The sequence below is a fragment of the Nitrosomonas sp. genome, assembly GCF_043753625.1.
GTDB lineage: Bacteria > Pseudomonadota > Gammaproteobacteria > Burkholderiales > Nitrosomonadaceae > Nitrosomonas.
Window position 1 is genome coordinate 22,633 of the sequence record NZ_JAYUWI010000076.1, and the last position, 14,931, is coordinate 37,563.

Annotated in this window: 11 protein-coding genes and 1 pseudogene; 6 read left to right on the forward strand and 6 right to left on the reverse strand. The window is 48.2% G+C overall.

From position 1 onward, the window contains the following. The first annotated feature begins 45 nt into the window (after positions 1 to 45). The 4 genes from ACH10T_RS07415 to ACH10T_RS07430 all read left to right on the forward strand — a co-directional run bounded on the left by ACH10T_RS07415 (position 46) and on the right by ACH10T_RS07430 (position 3,655). The gene (locus tag ACH10T_RS07415) at positions 46 to 441 is read left to right on the forward strand and encodes an Hpt domain-containing protein (RefSeq protein WP_394808674.1); all 396 of its coding nucleotides are present in this window, start codon (positions 46 to 48) and stop codon (positions 439 to 441) included. Between the two features lie 316 nt (positions 442 to 757). Then, complete coding sequence (locus tag ACH10T_RS07420) at positions 758 to 1,885, forward strand: Re/Si-specific NAD(P)(+) transhydrogenase subunit alpha (RefSeq protein WP_394808675.1); 1,128 nt, start codon at positions 758 to 760, stop codon at positions 1,883 to 1,885. Between the two features lie 78 nt (positions 1,886 to 1,963). Continuing rightward, complete coding sequence (locus ACH10T_RS07425) at positions 1,964 to 2,272, forward strand: NAD(P) transhydrogenase subunit alpha (protein ID WP_394808676.1); 309 nt, start codon at positions 1,964 to 1,966, stop codon at positions 2,270 to 2,272. Continuing rightward, positions 2,273 to 3,655, forward strand: coding sequence for an NAD(P)(+) transhydrogenase (Re/Si-specific) subunit beta (locus ACH10T_RS07430; protein WP_292927403.1), 1,383 nt, complete (start codon positions 2,273 to 2,275; stop codon positions 3,653 to 3,655). Positions 3,656 to 3,757: 102 nt separating this feature from the next. On the opposite strand, the gene ACH10T_RS07435 is transcribed toward ACH10T_RS07430, so the two are convergent. From ACH10T_RS07435 to hsdR, 5 genes are all read right to left on the reverse strand, one after another. After that, complete coding sequence (locus ACH10T_RS07435) at positions 3,758 to 5,239, reverse strand: YdiU family protein (RefSeq protein WP_394808677.1); 1,482 nt, start codon at positions 5,237 to 5,239, stop codon at positions 3,758 to 3,760. Positions 5,240 to 5,638: 399 nt separating this feature from the next. Continuing rightward, complete coding sequence (locus ACH10T_RS07440; protein ID WP_394808678.1) at positions 5,639 to 7,387, reverse strand: restriction endonuclease subunit S; 1,749 nt, start codon at positions 7,385 to 7,387, stop codon at positions 5,639 to 5,641. Further along, positions 7,384 to 8,583 (reverse strand): AAA family ATPase, encoded by a 1,200-nt coding sequence (locus tag ACH10T_RS07445; protein ID WP_394808679.1) that lies wholly within the window; start codon positions 8,581 to 8,583, stop codon positions 7,384 to 7,386. The genes ACH10T_RS07440 and ACH10T_RS07445 overlap by 4 nt, the downstream gene beginning before the upstream one ends. Positions 8,584 to 8,712: 129 nt before the next feature. Beyond that, positions 8,713 to 10,182 (reverse strand): N-6 DNA methylase, encoded by a 1,470-nt coding sequence (locus ACH10T_RS07450; RefSeq protein ID WP_394808680.1) that lies wholly within the window; start codon positions 10,180 to 10,182, stop codon positions 8,713 to 8,715. Positions 10,183 to 10,210: 28 nt separating this feature from the next. Next, positions 10,211 to 12,574 (reverse strand): EcoAI/FtnUII family type I restriction enzme subunit R, encoded by a 2,364-nt coding sequence (hsdR, locus tag ACH10T_RS07455; RefSeq protein WP_394808681.1) that lies wholly within the window; start codon positions 12,572 to 12,574, stop codon positions 10,211 to 10,213. 334 nt (positions 12,575 to 12,908) lie between these two features. On the opposite strand from hsdR, the gene ACH10T_RS07460 reads away from it, so the two are divergent. Beyond that, positions 12,909 to 13,292: an exosortase system-associated protein, TIGR04073 family gene (locus ACH10T_RS07460; RefSeq protein WP_394808682.1), complete on the forward strand. Its 384-nt coding sequence runs from the start codon at positions 12,909 to 12,911 to the stop codon at positions 13,290 to 13,292. 559 nt (positions 13,293 to 13,851) lie between these two features. Further along, the gene (locus ACH10T_RS07465; RefSeq protein WP_394808683.1) at positions 13,852 to 14,142 is read left to right on the forward strand and encodes a hypothetical protein; all 291 of its coding nucleotides are present in this window, start codon (positions 13,852 to 13,854) and stop codon (positions 14,140 to 14,142) included. A 501-nt stretch (positions 14,143 to 14,643) separates the two neighbouring features. Here ACH10T_RS07465 and ACH10T_RS07470 read toward each other — a convergent pair. Further along, positions 14,644 to 14,931 (reverse strand): annotated as a pseudogene (locus ACH10T_RS07470) (calcium-binding protein); the annotation flags it as partial.

Genomic DNA, 14,931 nt, shown 5'->3' on the forward strand with positions numbered 1-14,931 from the left:
TTGGACCTGGTTTTTATACACAGAATTTTGCAACGATCTCGGAGGGTGAATAAAGTGACTGAGCGAGTAGAGAAAACGCCGTTGCGGGCTGAACCAGTAGCAGTTGATATGGCAGTGTTGCGTCAGATGTTTCATAACAATAACGCATTAGTGCGTAAATTTGGACTTAAATTCATTGAAGTTGCTAATGACACGTTAGCGGAAATGAAAGAGGCGCAGTCTAAAAAAGACTTAGCAGAACTAGGCCGTTTAGGGCATAAACTAAAATCTTCTGCCAGAACAATCGGTGCTTCAAGTTTTGCTGATTTATGTGAAGGGCTTGAGAAAACCAATACCAATAATGATTGGTCCGGTGCGGAGTCATTGCTGGAAAAGATTCCGCCTTTACTGGAAATGATTACACAACAATTAGAAAATGAATTCAGTGAAATGAGTGAGTAAGATCTTACAAAGGAAAGTGAGTGATCAGAAAATCAAGCAATATCAAGTTTTTCCTAATCCATGTAATGCATTACGTGCAAATTGATTTATAATTCGCAGTTCGTTAAAAGAATTCAGGGCGCCTCTAAAAATTCAAAGTTCTAAACAACACGAGGCACGAGCAAAAAATGGTTACGCAGCATATGTTTGATATGTAAGGAATCATCTTTTGAGAGCAACAAAGTGTTGTGACGAAATTTGGATTTTTTAGAGATGCCCTTAAGAACAATTTTGGTTTTTGTTTGTAAGCAGGTTAGCAAGAAAAGGGAGATTATCAATGCATATAGGCATACCAGCAGAGATTCGCGGCGGAGAAACGCGTGTAGCAGCGACACCGGAGACCGTGAAAAAATATACTGCCAAGGGTGTTCATAAAGTTTTAGTGCAGTCAGGCGCTGGTGCAGGTGCCAGTATACCGGACTCCGCTTATCAAGAAGCGGGCGCAACGATAGTCACTGATGTGGCAGAGCTGTATGCGCAATCACAGATTGTACTCAAGGTCCGTGGCCCGGATTCCAGCGAATTAGCAATGGTGCGTAAGGATGCTGTATTGCTGGGTCTTTTGTCACCCCATCATAAAGAAGGCGTTGACGCATTGGTACAACACGGGCTGACTGCATTTGCGATGGAGAAGTTGCCCCGTATTTCGCGTGCGCAGAATATGGACGTTTTATCCTCACAGGCAAATATTGCGGGCTATAAAGCGGTGATCATGGCGGCAAATGCTTATCAACGGTTCTTCCCCATGTTGATGACGGCAGCGGGTACGGTGAAGGCAGCGCGCGTTCTGATTTTGGGCGCGGGTGTGGCTGGTTTGCAAGCGATTGCGACAGCAAAAAGACTAGGTGCCGTGGTTGAAGCTTTTGATGTACGGCCGGCAGTCAAAGAACAAGTGGAAAGCTTGGGTGCCAAATTTGTGGAAGTGCCACTCAGCGATGAAGAAAAAGCCAAAGCTGAAACCGCAGGCGGCTATGCAACCGAGATGTCGGAAGACTATAAACGACGCCAGGGTGAGTTGGTGCATGAACGCGCGAGCGCGGCAGATATCATTATTACAACCGCGTTAATTCCCGGGCGTCCGGCACCTGTTCTGATCAAGGAAGAAACCGTGCAAGCGATGAAACCAGGTTCGGTTATTGTGGATATGGCGGTTGAAGCAGGGGGCAATTGCCCGTTATCCGAGTTGGATAAAACGGTCGTTAAACACGGCGTGCATCTGATTGGCATTGCAAATCTTCCAGGTTTAGTGGCAGCTGATTCCAGTACCTTGTATGCACGAAACCTGATGAATTTTCTGAATTTGATGCTTGATCCAGAAAGCGGTGAACTTAAAATAGATCGTTCGGATGAGGTTATTGCAGGGACATTGCTTTGCTCGGGCGGGGAAATCGCCAGTAAAGCATAATCGGCAACGGACTCAAGAAGCACGCAATATTAATTGCTACATTTAGAACGTACGGTTAACGAATTTAAAGGAGTAATCATGATTGGTGAAATTGATCCATTTATTATCAATCTAACGGTTTTTGTGCTAGCGATTTTTGTTGGCTATCATGTTGTATGGAATGTGACCCCAGCTTTACATACGCCTTTGATGTCAGTGACGAACGCTATTTCTGGCATTATTCTTGTGGGTGCGATGTTAGCTGCTGGACCGGCCGAGACTGATTGGGGAGTCTGGCTCGGTGCCGTTGCGGTAACACTGGCCTCAATTAATGTTTTTGGTGGGTTTCTGGTAAGTCAGCGGATGCTGGAAATGTTCAAGAAAAAAGACAAAAAAGGAAGCGCATAAATGTCAGCAAATATGGTAGCACTTGCATATTTAGTGGCTTCAGTATTTTTTATACTGGCACTAAAAGGCCTAAGCTCGCCTGAATCTGCACGCCGTGGAAATTTATTCGGTATGGTTGGTATGGCGATTGCGGTTGCCACAACCTTGACACTTACCCAGAATTGGCCTCTGATTTTAGGGTGTATTGCAGTGGGCGGCATTATTGGCGCGCTTGTTGCGCAGCGTGTGCAGATGACCGCAATGCCGGAACTGGTTGCGTTTATGCACTCATTGGTTGGTTTAGCCGCCGTGTTTATTGCGATTGCAGCGGTTAATAATCCGGTTTCATTCGGTTTGCCAGAGATTCTTCCCGGCGGCAGTAAACTGGAATTGTTTTTGGGCACCTTTATTGGCGCCATGACATGGTCCGGTTCGGTGATTGCGTTCCTGAAATTATCCGGGCGCATGAGCGGTACACCAATTGTTTTCAGCGGTCAGCATATGATTAATTTATTGCTGGCAATCGCGATGATCGGATTTGGTCTGTGGTTTTTCTTTAGTGAAACGACCAATTGGAACGCATTTATTGCAATGACCGCAATTGCTTTCATTTTGGGATTCCTGATTATTGTTCCTATTGGCGGCGCTGATATGCCGGTAGTAATATCCATGCTTAACTCCTATTCTGGTTGGGCTGCGGCAGGTATTGGTTTTTCTTTGGGCAATCCGATGTTGATCATTGCAGGATCGCTGGTGGGCAGCTCGGGTGCGATTCTCTCGTATATCATGTGTAAAGCCATGAATCGGCCATTTCTATCGGTTATTTTGGGTGGATTTGGCAGTGACGGCGGAACCGCAGCCGCGGCAGATGATGGGGTACAAAAGACATACCGCAGCGGCAGCGCGGAAGATGCCGCTTTCTTAATGGGTAATGCCGACAGTGTCATTATTGTTCCTGGCTATGGTTTGGCCGTTGCAAGGGCGCAACATGCCGTCAAGGAATTGGCTGAGAAGCTGCATGAAAAAGGCGTTAATGTACGTTTTGCGATTCATCCGGTAGCCGGACGTATGCCGGGACACATGAATGTGTTGCTGGCAGAAGCTGAGATTCCTTATGAACAAGTCCTGGAGATGGATGAAATCAACAGCGATTTCTCAAACACAGATGTTGTGCTGGTGTTGGGTGCGAATGATGTGGTGAATCCGGCAGCGAATGTTCCCGGTAGTCCGATTTATGGCATGCCGATCTTGGACGCGCATAAAGCGCGTACTGTGATGGTAGTTAAACGCAGTATGGCTGTGGGTTATGCGGGTCTCGATAACGACCTATTCTATATGGATAAAACCATGATGATATTCGGAGATGCGAAGAAAGTTGTTGAGCATTTGGTCAAAGCGCTGTGACGCACTGAAAGGTTTTTATTAAAACGACAAAGGCGCAATTATTGAAAAATAATTGCGCCTTTGTGTTATCTAGTGCTGATTCAGAATTGTTGCGTAACAGACTTATGTTCCGCAGAAAGTTTGATACACGCGCTCTGAAGGTGCCGGTGGGGTGCGGTACTCTGTATATTCCGGCGAATCGGCGTATGGCGCTGTCACTGCCGCAAGCAGCCGTTGCATCAGCGCGTAATCGCCATTTTCAGAGGCGGCCGCCAGCGCTTCTTCAACGCGGTGGTTGCGCGGTATGATCGCAGGGTTATTCGTCCGCATTAAACCCAATGCCGATGCAATCGGTTCCGATTGGCGCGATAGTCTCGCCTGCCAGCTTGCATGCCAGGCAACAAAATCAGTATCTTGAAACACGGCATCTTCAGGAAATGTCTCAGAAGCCAGCGCGCGGAAGCTATTGGTGTAATCGGCCTGGTGTTTGTGCATCCAGGTAAGCAGGCTTGCAATCAGTTCGCTATCTTCGGCCTCTTCAGTGAACAATCCCAATTTCTTGCGCATTCCCGCCAGCCAATGGGCTTGGTATATTTCCGGGAAAGCATGAATGGCTTGTTCCGCTAACGCCACTGCTTTCTCCTGCTCGGAGTGGATGAGCGGGAGCAATGTCTCGGCGAAGCGCGCAAGGTTCCATTGCGCCATATGCGGCTGGTTACGGTAGCTGTAGCGGCCACGCTGGTCGATTGAGCTGAATACCGTATCCGGATCGTACGCATCCATAAATGCACATGGACCATAATCAATCGTCTCGCCGCTGATGGTCATATTATCCGTATTCATCACGCCGTGAATGAAACCAACCAGTAACCACTGAGCGACGAGCGACGCCTGGCGTTCAATCACGCTATTTAAGAGCGCAAGATAAGGATTCTCCGCTTCGGCAAGATCCGGGTAATGGCGCTGGATAACGTAATCAGCCAAGGTTTTAATCCCCGCTTTATCCCCAGTTCCCGCAACATATTCAAATGTGCCCACACGGATATGACTCGCCGCTACACGAGTGAGAATCGCACCGGGAAGCATGGTTTCCCGCATCACAGATTCGCCGGTGGCAACTACCGCAAGACTGCGCGTAGTGGGTATGTGAAGCGCATGCATCGCCTCGCTGATGATATATTCGCGCAGCATCGGCGCAAGCGCCGCACGGCCGTCGCCACGCCGTGAGAACGGCGTCTGGCCGGAACCTTTTAGCTGAATATCAAACCGCTTGCCCGCCGGAGTAACATGCTCGCCAAGCAATATCGCCCGCCCATCTCCCAGCATCGATAAGTGGCCAAACTGATGACCGGCATAGGCTTGTGCAATCGGCTGCATCGAATCAGGCAAAGCATTGCCGGAAAACAGCAAAGCGGCTTCTGCTTCGGGTAATGTGCGGAAATCCAATCCCAGCGATTCTGCGAGCGCATGATTGACTATCACCACACGCGGTGCACGTACTGGCACAGGGTGCAGCTGCGCATACAGCGATTGGGGCAAACGCGCATAGCTGTTATCAAATCGCCAGCCAATGTGATCGTTCGCGTGTTTTGTATCTGTTTTCATGAGCGCTATCTCGGTTTATCCGGGTATTGTCTTTCAATAAAGGCATTGTAAAGCATTAGCCGATGAGACAGCCGATGCGGGCATAGGTTGCAAACAGCTCAGTTGCGGAATCTCGGTACAATCGCCGGAAGTAAACGGTGATTGTGGCTAATCTGCTATCAACCGATTCACTCCAGCGAACCAACTGCAATCGCGATAAGGCTTGTCCTGCAACAGCTTTCTAACTTTGCTTATCATCTGCTCGCCAAACAGCGTGGGATTTCCTAGCGTGAAATAGGGCTCATGCGTGCTGTAACACTGTGGATGTTTTGGGCGAAGAAATCAGCGAGATAGCTGGTGCCCGGAACGGCCACTGGCAAGGGTGAATAGTGCAAGCTGAGGTGTTGCGCATACACCCTTTCAGGAAGCTATCGCCTGCTCAACCATCACATCCGCCAGCTTTTTCTGCAACTGACTGGCTTGTGTGATGCGGGATTTGAGTTGGTCGCAAAGGATCATGAGTTTGTCGACTTTGGTGACGATGCGAGATATTTCTTGCAGAGGAGGGATCGGTATCAGAATCGATTCAAGAATCTCAAGATTTATATTCTTTTGTGCCGTGGCCGGAGCAAATTTCAAAAGATTTTTACGCGCGGTTTTCATGAAAATAAGAAAATATTTTGCATCATTTAACGGTTCACAAGGCATAAACCCCACAACGCTATCTGGAAAGCATGCATCAAATCCTAACAACGCTGAATCGGCAATGTTTGCTGCAATCGTTATACATAAGGTGCCGGTGGGCCATATTTTGCTTTGAGCCAAGCCAATTTCACTGTATCTGGAATGATATTCACCTATGACACTATCAGCTCGGGCAACTTCACCTGTTTGTACTAAAGGATAAATACCTGGATTGAATAACATCGGATCGTTTCTTGGGCGGTGCTTTGATTTTCCTCGACCAAATTCGCCAAGCTCTGGAAAACGCGACCACTCCCACCCCTGCGGCAATTCAAACGGCTTTTCCTTCTCTAAAATCGGTGGCAATGGTTTATCCTTCTTGATTTTCCCCTCAGCCACCAACTTGGCTTTTTCCGCCTGTATGCGTTTCAACAATTCACTGGCCGGTTCATCTTCCGGGTCTTGCGGCACGAGTTTGCCCATCACCGCCAGTTGCAGCAAGGTTTGCTTGAGTGCATCGATACTGGCTTCGGTGGTGAACAGCGCGTCGAAATGCGCAGCGATGCGCTGCCAGTTGGCGCTGAAGTCATCCGCGCTGTGCGATTGGGTGAGCGTGCCGAGCAGGTGGTTTACCAGTTTTTCGTGGGCTTCGGCGGCGTTGATGTGCTGGTTTTCCAGTTGATCGCACAGCGCCATCAGCTCATCGACTTTGGCTACGATGCGGTGTTGTTCGGCAATTGGAGGAACAGGAATGCATATTTCTTCCCAATTTCCTTTATTCAAAATCGGAATGGTTGTGCTAGATGACCTTGACCAAGCTTCAGTATGAAAATATACAGAGCGACAAACTGAAAGAAGGTATTGTGAATCGAATATATATGGAGTTATTGAATTTATTTGTTGATTGAATGAACAATTCCTTTCAACCAAATTACATTTCCCGATTGTCCCAATACAAACCATCAATAAGGAGCCAGAATGTACAATTCTGCCTACTTGCTCTGCGCCACAGAATGAAAGTCCTTCGTTGTCATATTCAACGTAATTAGGATATATATCACCGGGCTTGATAAAGGGTATGTCTGAACCAAAACTTTCCGAATTTGACTTATTCGGCGTTGAGCCTGTCTGTGTATAGCCAATAAAACCAAGCCTCACCCACTCCCATTCATGCGGCAATTCAAATGGCTTCTCCTCATCCGAAATTGGCGGCAACGGTTTGTCCTTCTTGATCTTCCCTTCCGCAACTAACTTGGCTTTCTCAGCCTGTATGCGCTTCAACAATTCACCAGCCGGCTCATCATTCGGATCTTGCGGCACCAATTTGCCGCGCACGGCCAGTTCCAGAATCAGTTCGCGCAGTTTCTTGATGCCGTATACGCTGGTTCCATTGCTGCTACTGCGGCCACGGCCTGATTTCTTTTCTGTTTCGGCGGTTGTCCAGATGTCGAGTTGACCGGTCAACAATGATGGCAGGACGTTCATGTTTTACCGCCCTTGCCCGGCAATTGCGGCATGGCGCGCTTCATGAAGGTATCAAATAAAGGTACGGTAAATGCCGTATCGCCGTGTGCCGGGCTGTAAATCATGCCTTTTTTCATTAAGCTATCGCGCAGGGGGGCTACGGTTTGTACCTTGACACCCAATACGGCGGCGACATCGCCGGAGCGTTGCGGTTCTGCGCCCAATTCAGCCAAAGCGCGCAAATAGTCTTTTTCACGCGGGGTTAGCCGATCAAAGCGCACGCGGAAAAAATTGGCATCGAGACGCTCGATGATTCGGGGTGTTGCGTGTTTTACATCGGCTAATTGTACCGGTGATTGCGGCGCATAATTCCAAGACTGGTAGCCCCATTCTTGCAGAAAATAGGGGTAGCCTTGAGTCAGGCGGATGATTTCATCCAGTGCTTCGTCGGTGAAATCGGCCCCCTCTTTCTGCGCAGGCTCTCGTAAGGCTTGGCGTGCATCATCCGGCGCCAAGGGGCCCACTTCGGGAAAATCAAACAGTCGCTCGGCGTAGGATTTGGAGTCCCCGGCCAGTCCGGCCAATACCGGCAAGCCGGCACCTATCAGCACTAATGGCAAGCGTTTTTGCGCCATTTTGTGCATTGCCATGATCAAGGCGCTCAGTTCCTTGGCGGACAAATATTGAATTTCATCGAGCAGGATGGCGACAGGGATTTTTCTGTCCTGTGCAGCCTCTGCCACAGCGATGAACAACTCGGGTAGATCGGCTTCCAGATCCCCGCTATCGGCAGTCCCTGCTTCCGCTTCTATATCCAGACCGATTTCGAGATCACCCAGCGTTATTTTTACGCCGTTGACAAAGCCTTTTAGCACACGCAAACCGCGCCGCACCTTGTTACTGACATTTTCCATGCGATCCAAGGACAATAACAGCTTGCGTAACGACGGTGCCAGCAAGGCTGTGAGTGACTTGCTTTCATGCGCTTCTACCAAAATAGTTTTGTAGCCGATCTGCTCCGCCAGGTTTTCCAGCTCATTGAGCAGCACGGTTTTACCTACGCCGCGTAAACCCACCAGCAAGGCGCTTTTTCCCGGACGACCCTCACGGACGCGTGCCAGCAGTAGTTTGATCCTGTCAATTAGGGCGCTACGACCTGCGAGTTCGGGTGGCGGAGTGCCCGCGCCCGGCGAAAAAGGATTACGTATTTCATCCATTTTTCAAGTCCTCTTTGTTTTTAGCAGTCTGTTATTAAGGCTATTTGTATTTATAGATAAGTATATCAGATAATAAGTAACTAATAGTAAACCATAGTAACCTTAGATAATCTTTCTATAGAATAACAATCAATGGGACTTGCCAAGCGCCTCTTCAAGTATATCTTTCAATTGCCCGCGTAGCGCAACGATGTCTTTTTGCATGGTGTGATATTGCGCCAGCAGTACGTTCGGGTCATGGATTTCCTGTTCGCTGATGTGCGGGTTTTTGCAGTCGAGGTTGTAATTGCGCGCTTGGATGTCTTCCAGGCTGACTTTCCAGGTAAATTGGTTGGCTTCGCGGTGCTTGAAGCCGTTGGCTTCAACTCCCCACCAGGCTGCTTCGGCGTCGAATTCTTCGATTTTCATCGGTTTGGTTTTGTTGTAGCTTTTTACACCGGGCGGGTACGGGTGCTCGTAAAACCAGATGTGTTGGGTCGGTGTGTTTTTGCTGAAAAACAGCAGGTTGGTTTTGATGCCGGTGTACGGGCTGAACACGCCGTTGAGCAGGCGCACGATGGTGTGCAGGTTGCATTCTTGCAGCAGTTTTTCCTTGATGCGGGTTTTAATGCCTTCGCCAAACAGGAAACCATCGGGCAGAACTAGCGCGGCGCGGCCGCCGGTCTTGAGCAGTTGCATAATCAGCACTAAAAATAGGTCGGCGGTTTCGCGGGTACGGAATGCCGCCGGGAAGTTGGTTTCAATGCCGTCTTCTTCCATGCCGCCAAACGGTGGATTGGTGATCACTACATCGACGCGCTCTTTCGGTGTCCAACTGATGAGCGGGCGCGCCAGCGAGTTGTCGTGGCGGATGTTGTTCGGCACGTCGATGCCATGCAGGATCATGTTGGTGGTGCACAGCAAATGCGGAAGCGGTTTTTTCTCGACACCGAAAATGCTGGCCTGGAGTTGCACTTCCTCGTCCACCGTTTTTACATCGTGTTTGCGCATGTGTTCAATCGAGCAAGATAGAAAACCGCCGGTACCGCAGGCCGGGTCCATGATTTTTTCGCCAAGGCGCGGATTGACCATGCGCACCATGAATTCGGTGACCGCGCGCGGGGTGTAAAACTCGCCGGCATTGCCGGCCGCTTGCAAATCGCGTAGCAATTGTTCGTACATATCGCCGAGCAGGTGGCGCTCCTGCGCTTTGTTGAAATCGACGCCTTCCTGAATTTTGTTGATCACCTGCCGGATCAACTGGCCGGATTTCATGTAGTTGTACGCGTCTTCAAACACCGAGCGGATCACATAAGCGCGCTGGTCGCCGCCTTTGGCTTCGAGTTGCTGCAAACCGGGAAACAGATCGTTATCGAGGAACTGCTTGAGGACATCGCCGGTCATGCCTTCGGCGTTAGCCGCCCAGTTGCGCCAGCGGTATCGCTCCGGCAATGGCGACTGGTAATCGTCTTGCAGCAATTCCCATTCGCTTTCGCGGTCGTCAAAGATTTTTAAAAACAACATCCATACCAATTGACTCAGGCGCTGCGCGTCACCGTCGACGCCGACGTCTTTGCGCATGATGTCCTGGATGGATTTAATGGTGGCGGAAATGCTCATGGGTTAAATTTTGTATTAATCCTATTAATCAGGCGTAGAGATTGTCTTCCAGTTCGTGCAGTGCAGCCAGATAGGCGGATTTGCCGCCGAAGACCGATACCAGTTCGCTGGCCGTCCCCATGTCTTTGAATGGGTCGAGCGTGAGGATTTTGATGTCTTCGATGTTTTCAATGCCGGTATCGGCGTATTTCTCCAGCAGACTTTCCAGTACCTGGCGCGCTTGTTCGCTGTACTTGGTAAAGTAGTTGCGCTTTTTCACTTGCTCCGCACGTTCGCGCCGGGTCAGCGGCGGCTGGTCGAAGGCGACATGGCAGATCAGATCGAATGCGTCGAAATCCTTGCCTACTTCTTCCGCCAGCGGTTCGAGCAATACGCCGTGTTGTTGCAGTTCCAGCAGAATAGAGGCTTTGCGTTCGGTCTGGCTCCAGCGGCGCAGGAATTCATCAAGCGAGGCATAATCTTTGCGTACTGTCTGGCGCGTGTAATCCTTGAGTGATTCGGTGATCAGTTTGCCTTCCGGGCCGTAATACTGCACGCGTTCGGCAACGATGTACACGGTGACATCGCCCAGGGTGTATTTCACGCGCTTGGGAGCGGATTCTTCAAATTCCCCCTCGGTCTCCCCTTTTTCTAAGGGGGGAAGTGGGTTTCCATTTTCATCCAAGTTAATTCCGAGTTCTTCATCCGGTGGTATGGGGGATTCGTCGCTTTTTGGTTCATAGATCACTACTGGCTCACCGTCGAAATTCTTGTCGGCAAAAAGCTCGGTTGCTTTCTTGAAGTCCATGATGGTGAACCAGAATTTGTTGTAATCCTCGTTGATGCGGGTGCCGCGCCCGATGATTTGTTTGAACTCGGTCATTGATTTGATGTGCTGATCCAGCACTACCAGTTTGCAGGTTTGCGCATCGACGCCGGTGGTCATCAGCTTGGAGGTGGTGGCGATCACCGGGTAGCGCTCTTCCGGGTTGATAAAGTTATCCAATTCAGCCTTGCCTTCGATTTCATCGCCGGTAATGCGCATGACGTATTTGCGGTTTTCCTTGATCCGCTCGGGATTTTGATTCACCAAAGCTTGGCGCATGCGCTCGGCGTGGTCGATGTCGTCACAAAACACGATGGTCTTGGCATAAGGATCGGTTGCGGCCAGGAATTCAGTGATTTTCCGGGCGACCAGCTCGGTGCGCTGTTCCAGCACCAGCGTGCGGTCCATGTCGTTCAGATTATAAATACGGTCTTCAATTAATTGTCCATGCTTGTCGGTCTGGCCTTTACTTGGCCGCCAGCCTTGCAGATCTTTGTCGATGTCGATGCGCACGACTTTGTACGGCGCGAGAAAGCCATCTTCAATACCTTGCTTCAGCGTATAGCTGTAAATGGGATCGCCAAAGTAATGAATACTCGAAACGTCGCGAGTTTCTTTCGGGGTGGCGGTTAAACCGATATGCGTGGCGGAGGAAAAATACGCCAGGATCTCGCGCCAGGCGGAATCTTCCGCGGCGCTGCCGCGATGGCATTCGTCAATCACGATCAGATCAAAGAAATCCGGCGAGAATTGCTTGTAGATGCTTTGTTCTTCTTCGTTGCCGGTAACGGCCTGATACAACGACAGGTAAATTTCGTAGCTTTTGTCGATCTGGCGTTTGCTGATCTTGGTCATCGCTGCGCCAAACGGTTTGAAATCATTGTTTTTGGTCTGATCGACCAGAATATTGCGGTCAGCCAGAAACAAGATGCGCTTCTTGGCGCCGGACTTCCATAACCGCCAAATGATCTGGAATGCTGTGTAGGTTTTGCCCGTGCCGGTTGCCATGACCAGCAAAATGCGCTGCTGGCATTTCGCCACGGCTTCCACCGTGTTGTTGATGGCATTGGCCTGGTAATAGCGGGGAGAACGACCTGTGCCGTCGTCAAAGTACGACATTTCGACGGTATGGCGGGCTTCGGCTGATTCCAGCCCTTTCGATTGGCAATAGCGTTGCCAGAGTTGTGCGGGCGATGGAAAGGCATCCAACGCCAGTTCTTGTTCGGTCCGGTCAGCCAGTCCGGTACGGTCGTGCATCAGGAAGCCATCGCCATTGGAGCTGAATACAAAGGGTACGCTAAGCGTGTTGGCATAATTTAGCGCCTGTTGCATACCGGCACCTACGCTGTAATTGTTTTCCTTGGCTTCAATCACCGCCAGCGGGATATTCGATTTAAAGTACAAAATGTAGTCGGCGCGCTTCTGTTCTCCACGCGTATGCAACTTGCCGCGCACGATAATACGGCCTTTGGTGAAACTCACTTCCTCCCGGATTTGGCTGTGCAAATCCCATCCGGCTCTAACCAGCGCAGGGGTAATGTATTTGGTGCAAATATCACGTTCGGAAAGGCTCTTTTTGTCGACCATGCGGCGGGAATATCCTTGTGTAGCCGTTTCAATTGGCTTTTATCGATAGCCTAAAAAATCCGGGTCTTTGAAAAATAGTGTCAGCGATTAGAGCAGAATATTTTCATATGACGCTAGACTATCAGATTATATCTGCTAGGCTAGGAGGCTGTCCGAGAATAGAGTGATCTACTGCGGAAAAGCTATTTTGGTCATATTTCCCGATTATTTTCGTTAAATAGAACAACTATTCGCCTCAAATAATCGAAAAATCTGTCTCAAAATGGCTTTTCCTCGCCACGATCACTATTATCGGATAGCCTCCTAGAACCTAAAAATTAAAAGGAGTTTTTTGATGAGATCAATTTCCAGATTAACTTTACTATTTTCTATGCTATTTCTTCTTTCGTCTCAAGCCCAAGCAGACGAAGCAATAACCACCGATGTTTATTTCAGCAGGGCGGGCATGAAAATTCTGAGTGGTGTGGCGAATGTGGCTACCGGATGGATGGAGCTACCCAAGAATATCAGTATATGGAATCAAAAGAATAACAACATACTCAGTGATTTTATTGAGGGGGCGCTATGGGGCTTTGTTCATACAGCTGGACGCACAGCCAGCGGCGCGGTGGATCTGGCCACTTTTTGGCTGCCAACCTTTCCAACGCCAAATCCAATTTTTGTTTGGGATGATTTCTCTAAAGAGTCGGACTACTACGGGTTTAGGATGGGTAGGTGATCTGAATAGGGAAGCTGGTCTGATCAGTATGATTTTTAAATTTGGGTCTGTAGTAGATCAGATTAAATTTGAGTCCAAAATTTCAAAATTTTTAGCTGTTGTTTAGGTGTGATATGTGCTGTCAAAAAAACGCATCAAATTGATTTAAATAATTATTGATATTTTTTATAGGTGAAAGTTATAGCATGATTAATTATCAAGCTGAGCAAAGCGAAATCGGACATTAGCTAACTGCAAGCGGCATCCATCCAGAGTTGACCATCATATTATTCTGAATAAGCTCAAGACTGATCCTGATGCGCATTTACGGTACTTGAATTTAGCACGCAACGAAAGGCAGTACAAATACCGCTGCATAGGCGGTTCGCTAAGTAGTAAAAATCTAGGCTTGTTCTCCAGTGCCCGTACCCTATTACGGCGCAATGGTTTTTTATTGCCTATGGTTTCTTGCAATACCAAAGAGAAGTAATTAAAAAATATGTATGCTACCGAACAGACATACATAAAGATTACGATCATTATTACGATTCACATTAAATTACTTAAAAGGTGAAAAATCATGATTCAAGGAAAAATCTTAGCGATAGCGATTATTTTTTGTACAGTTATTTTCGCAGGTAATGTATCTGCTTTCGATAAATCTTTTCATCCGAACCATCAATTTGTTGATAGAGAAAGTATTGGCCCAAATTTTAAAACCGGTTTTGTCATTGATAAAGAGAAGGCAGCAAAAGTAAAAACTTCAGAAGAAGAGATGCAGCTTCCTTCAGGAATAGTTCCAAGTGACCCTTCGCCAAAGAATTCAAATATCCCTACTGGATCAGCTCGTAGGTTAATTCCATCTTTGTAGTGGATTTTTTATTGCTTGTTGTGTCACAGAATTGCCTGGGGAACTAATATAGATTAAATGAATCTATAAAATATAAATCGACTCTCCTTCAGTTTGATTTAACCGCGTCAACCAGTGCATCAATGCATAGTCGGATGGTTGTCTTAACTCCTCTTATGCCAGTGCTCTTTGAGCGCTGGTTTTTTATTTTTAGCATACCGAAATTTCGGTAATCTTCAGAAATTAGGATTCAGCAACATGGGCGCATAATCATTTTTATCTTCACCAGTAAATGCTAATGCCGCGCCGTTGTCTCTCTATTTGCAAATAGGTATTACAGTCAGCCTCGAAATAAGGTTAACAAGAGGCAAGCTGCGTCAGCATCTGCGCTTCTTGAACGATCAAACAAATCAGTGCCCGAGCCAAGTTTAGTCAACCAAGCTTCTGAGACGCGTACGTTTGTTTTGCTTAACCAGTTGCAAATTGTTTGGTTGCAATTTCCACATTGTTTGCCACGCTGATTTAAATAATCACAAACTCCGCATTGGTCATGCTCAACCCAACACCAATCGTAGCAATTTGTATCGCAGCACCAGCACCGTTGCCATTTGCATCGTATAACAACGCACCGGTCGCATTGTTATAGATGATGAAATCATTGGTATCCACTGCTTGTGTGCCGATTCTAAACTGACCGGCAGCTAATGTGCCTGTCGTCGTTAATGCCGTAAATACCGCATTCTCAAGCTGGATAGTATCATTGGCTACGTTATAGTCCGTAATCGTGTCAATGTGACCGAGTGTAGTAAA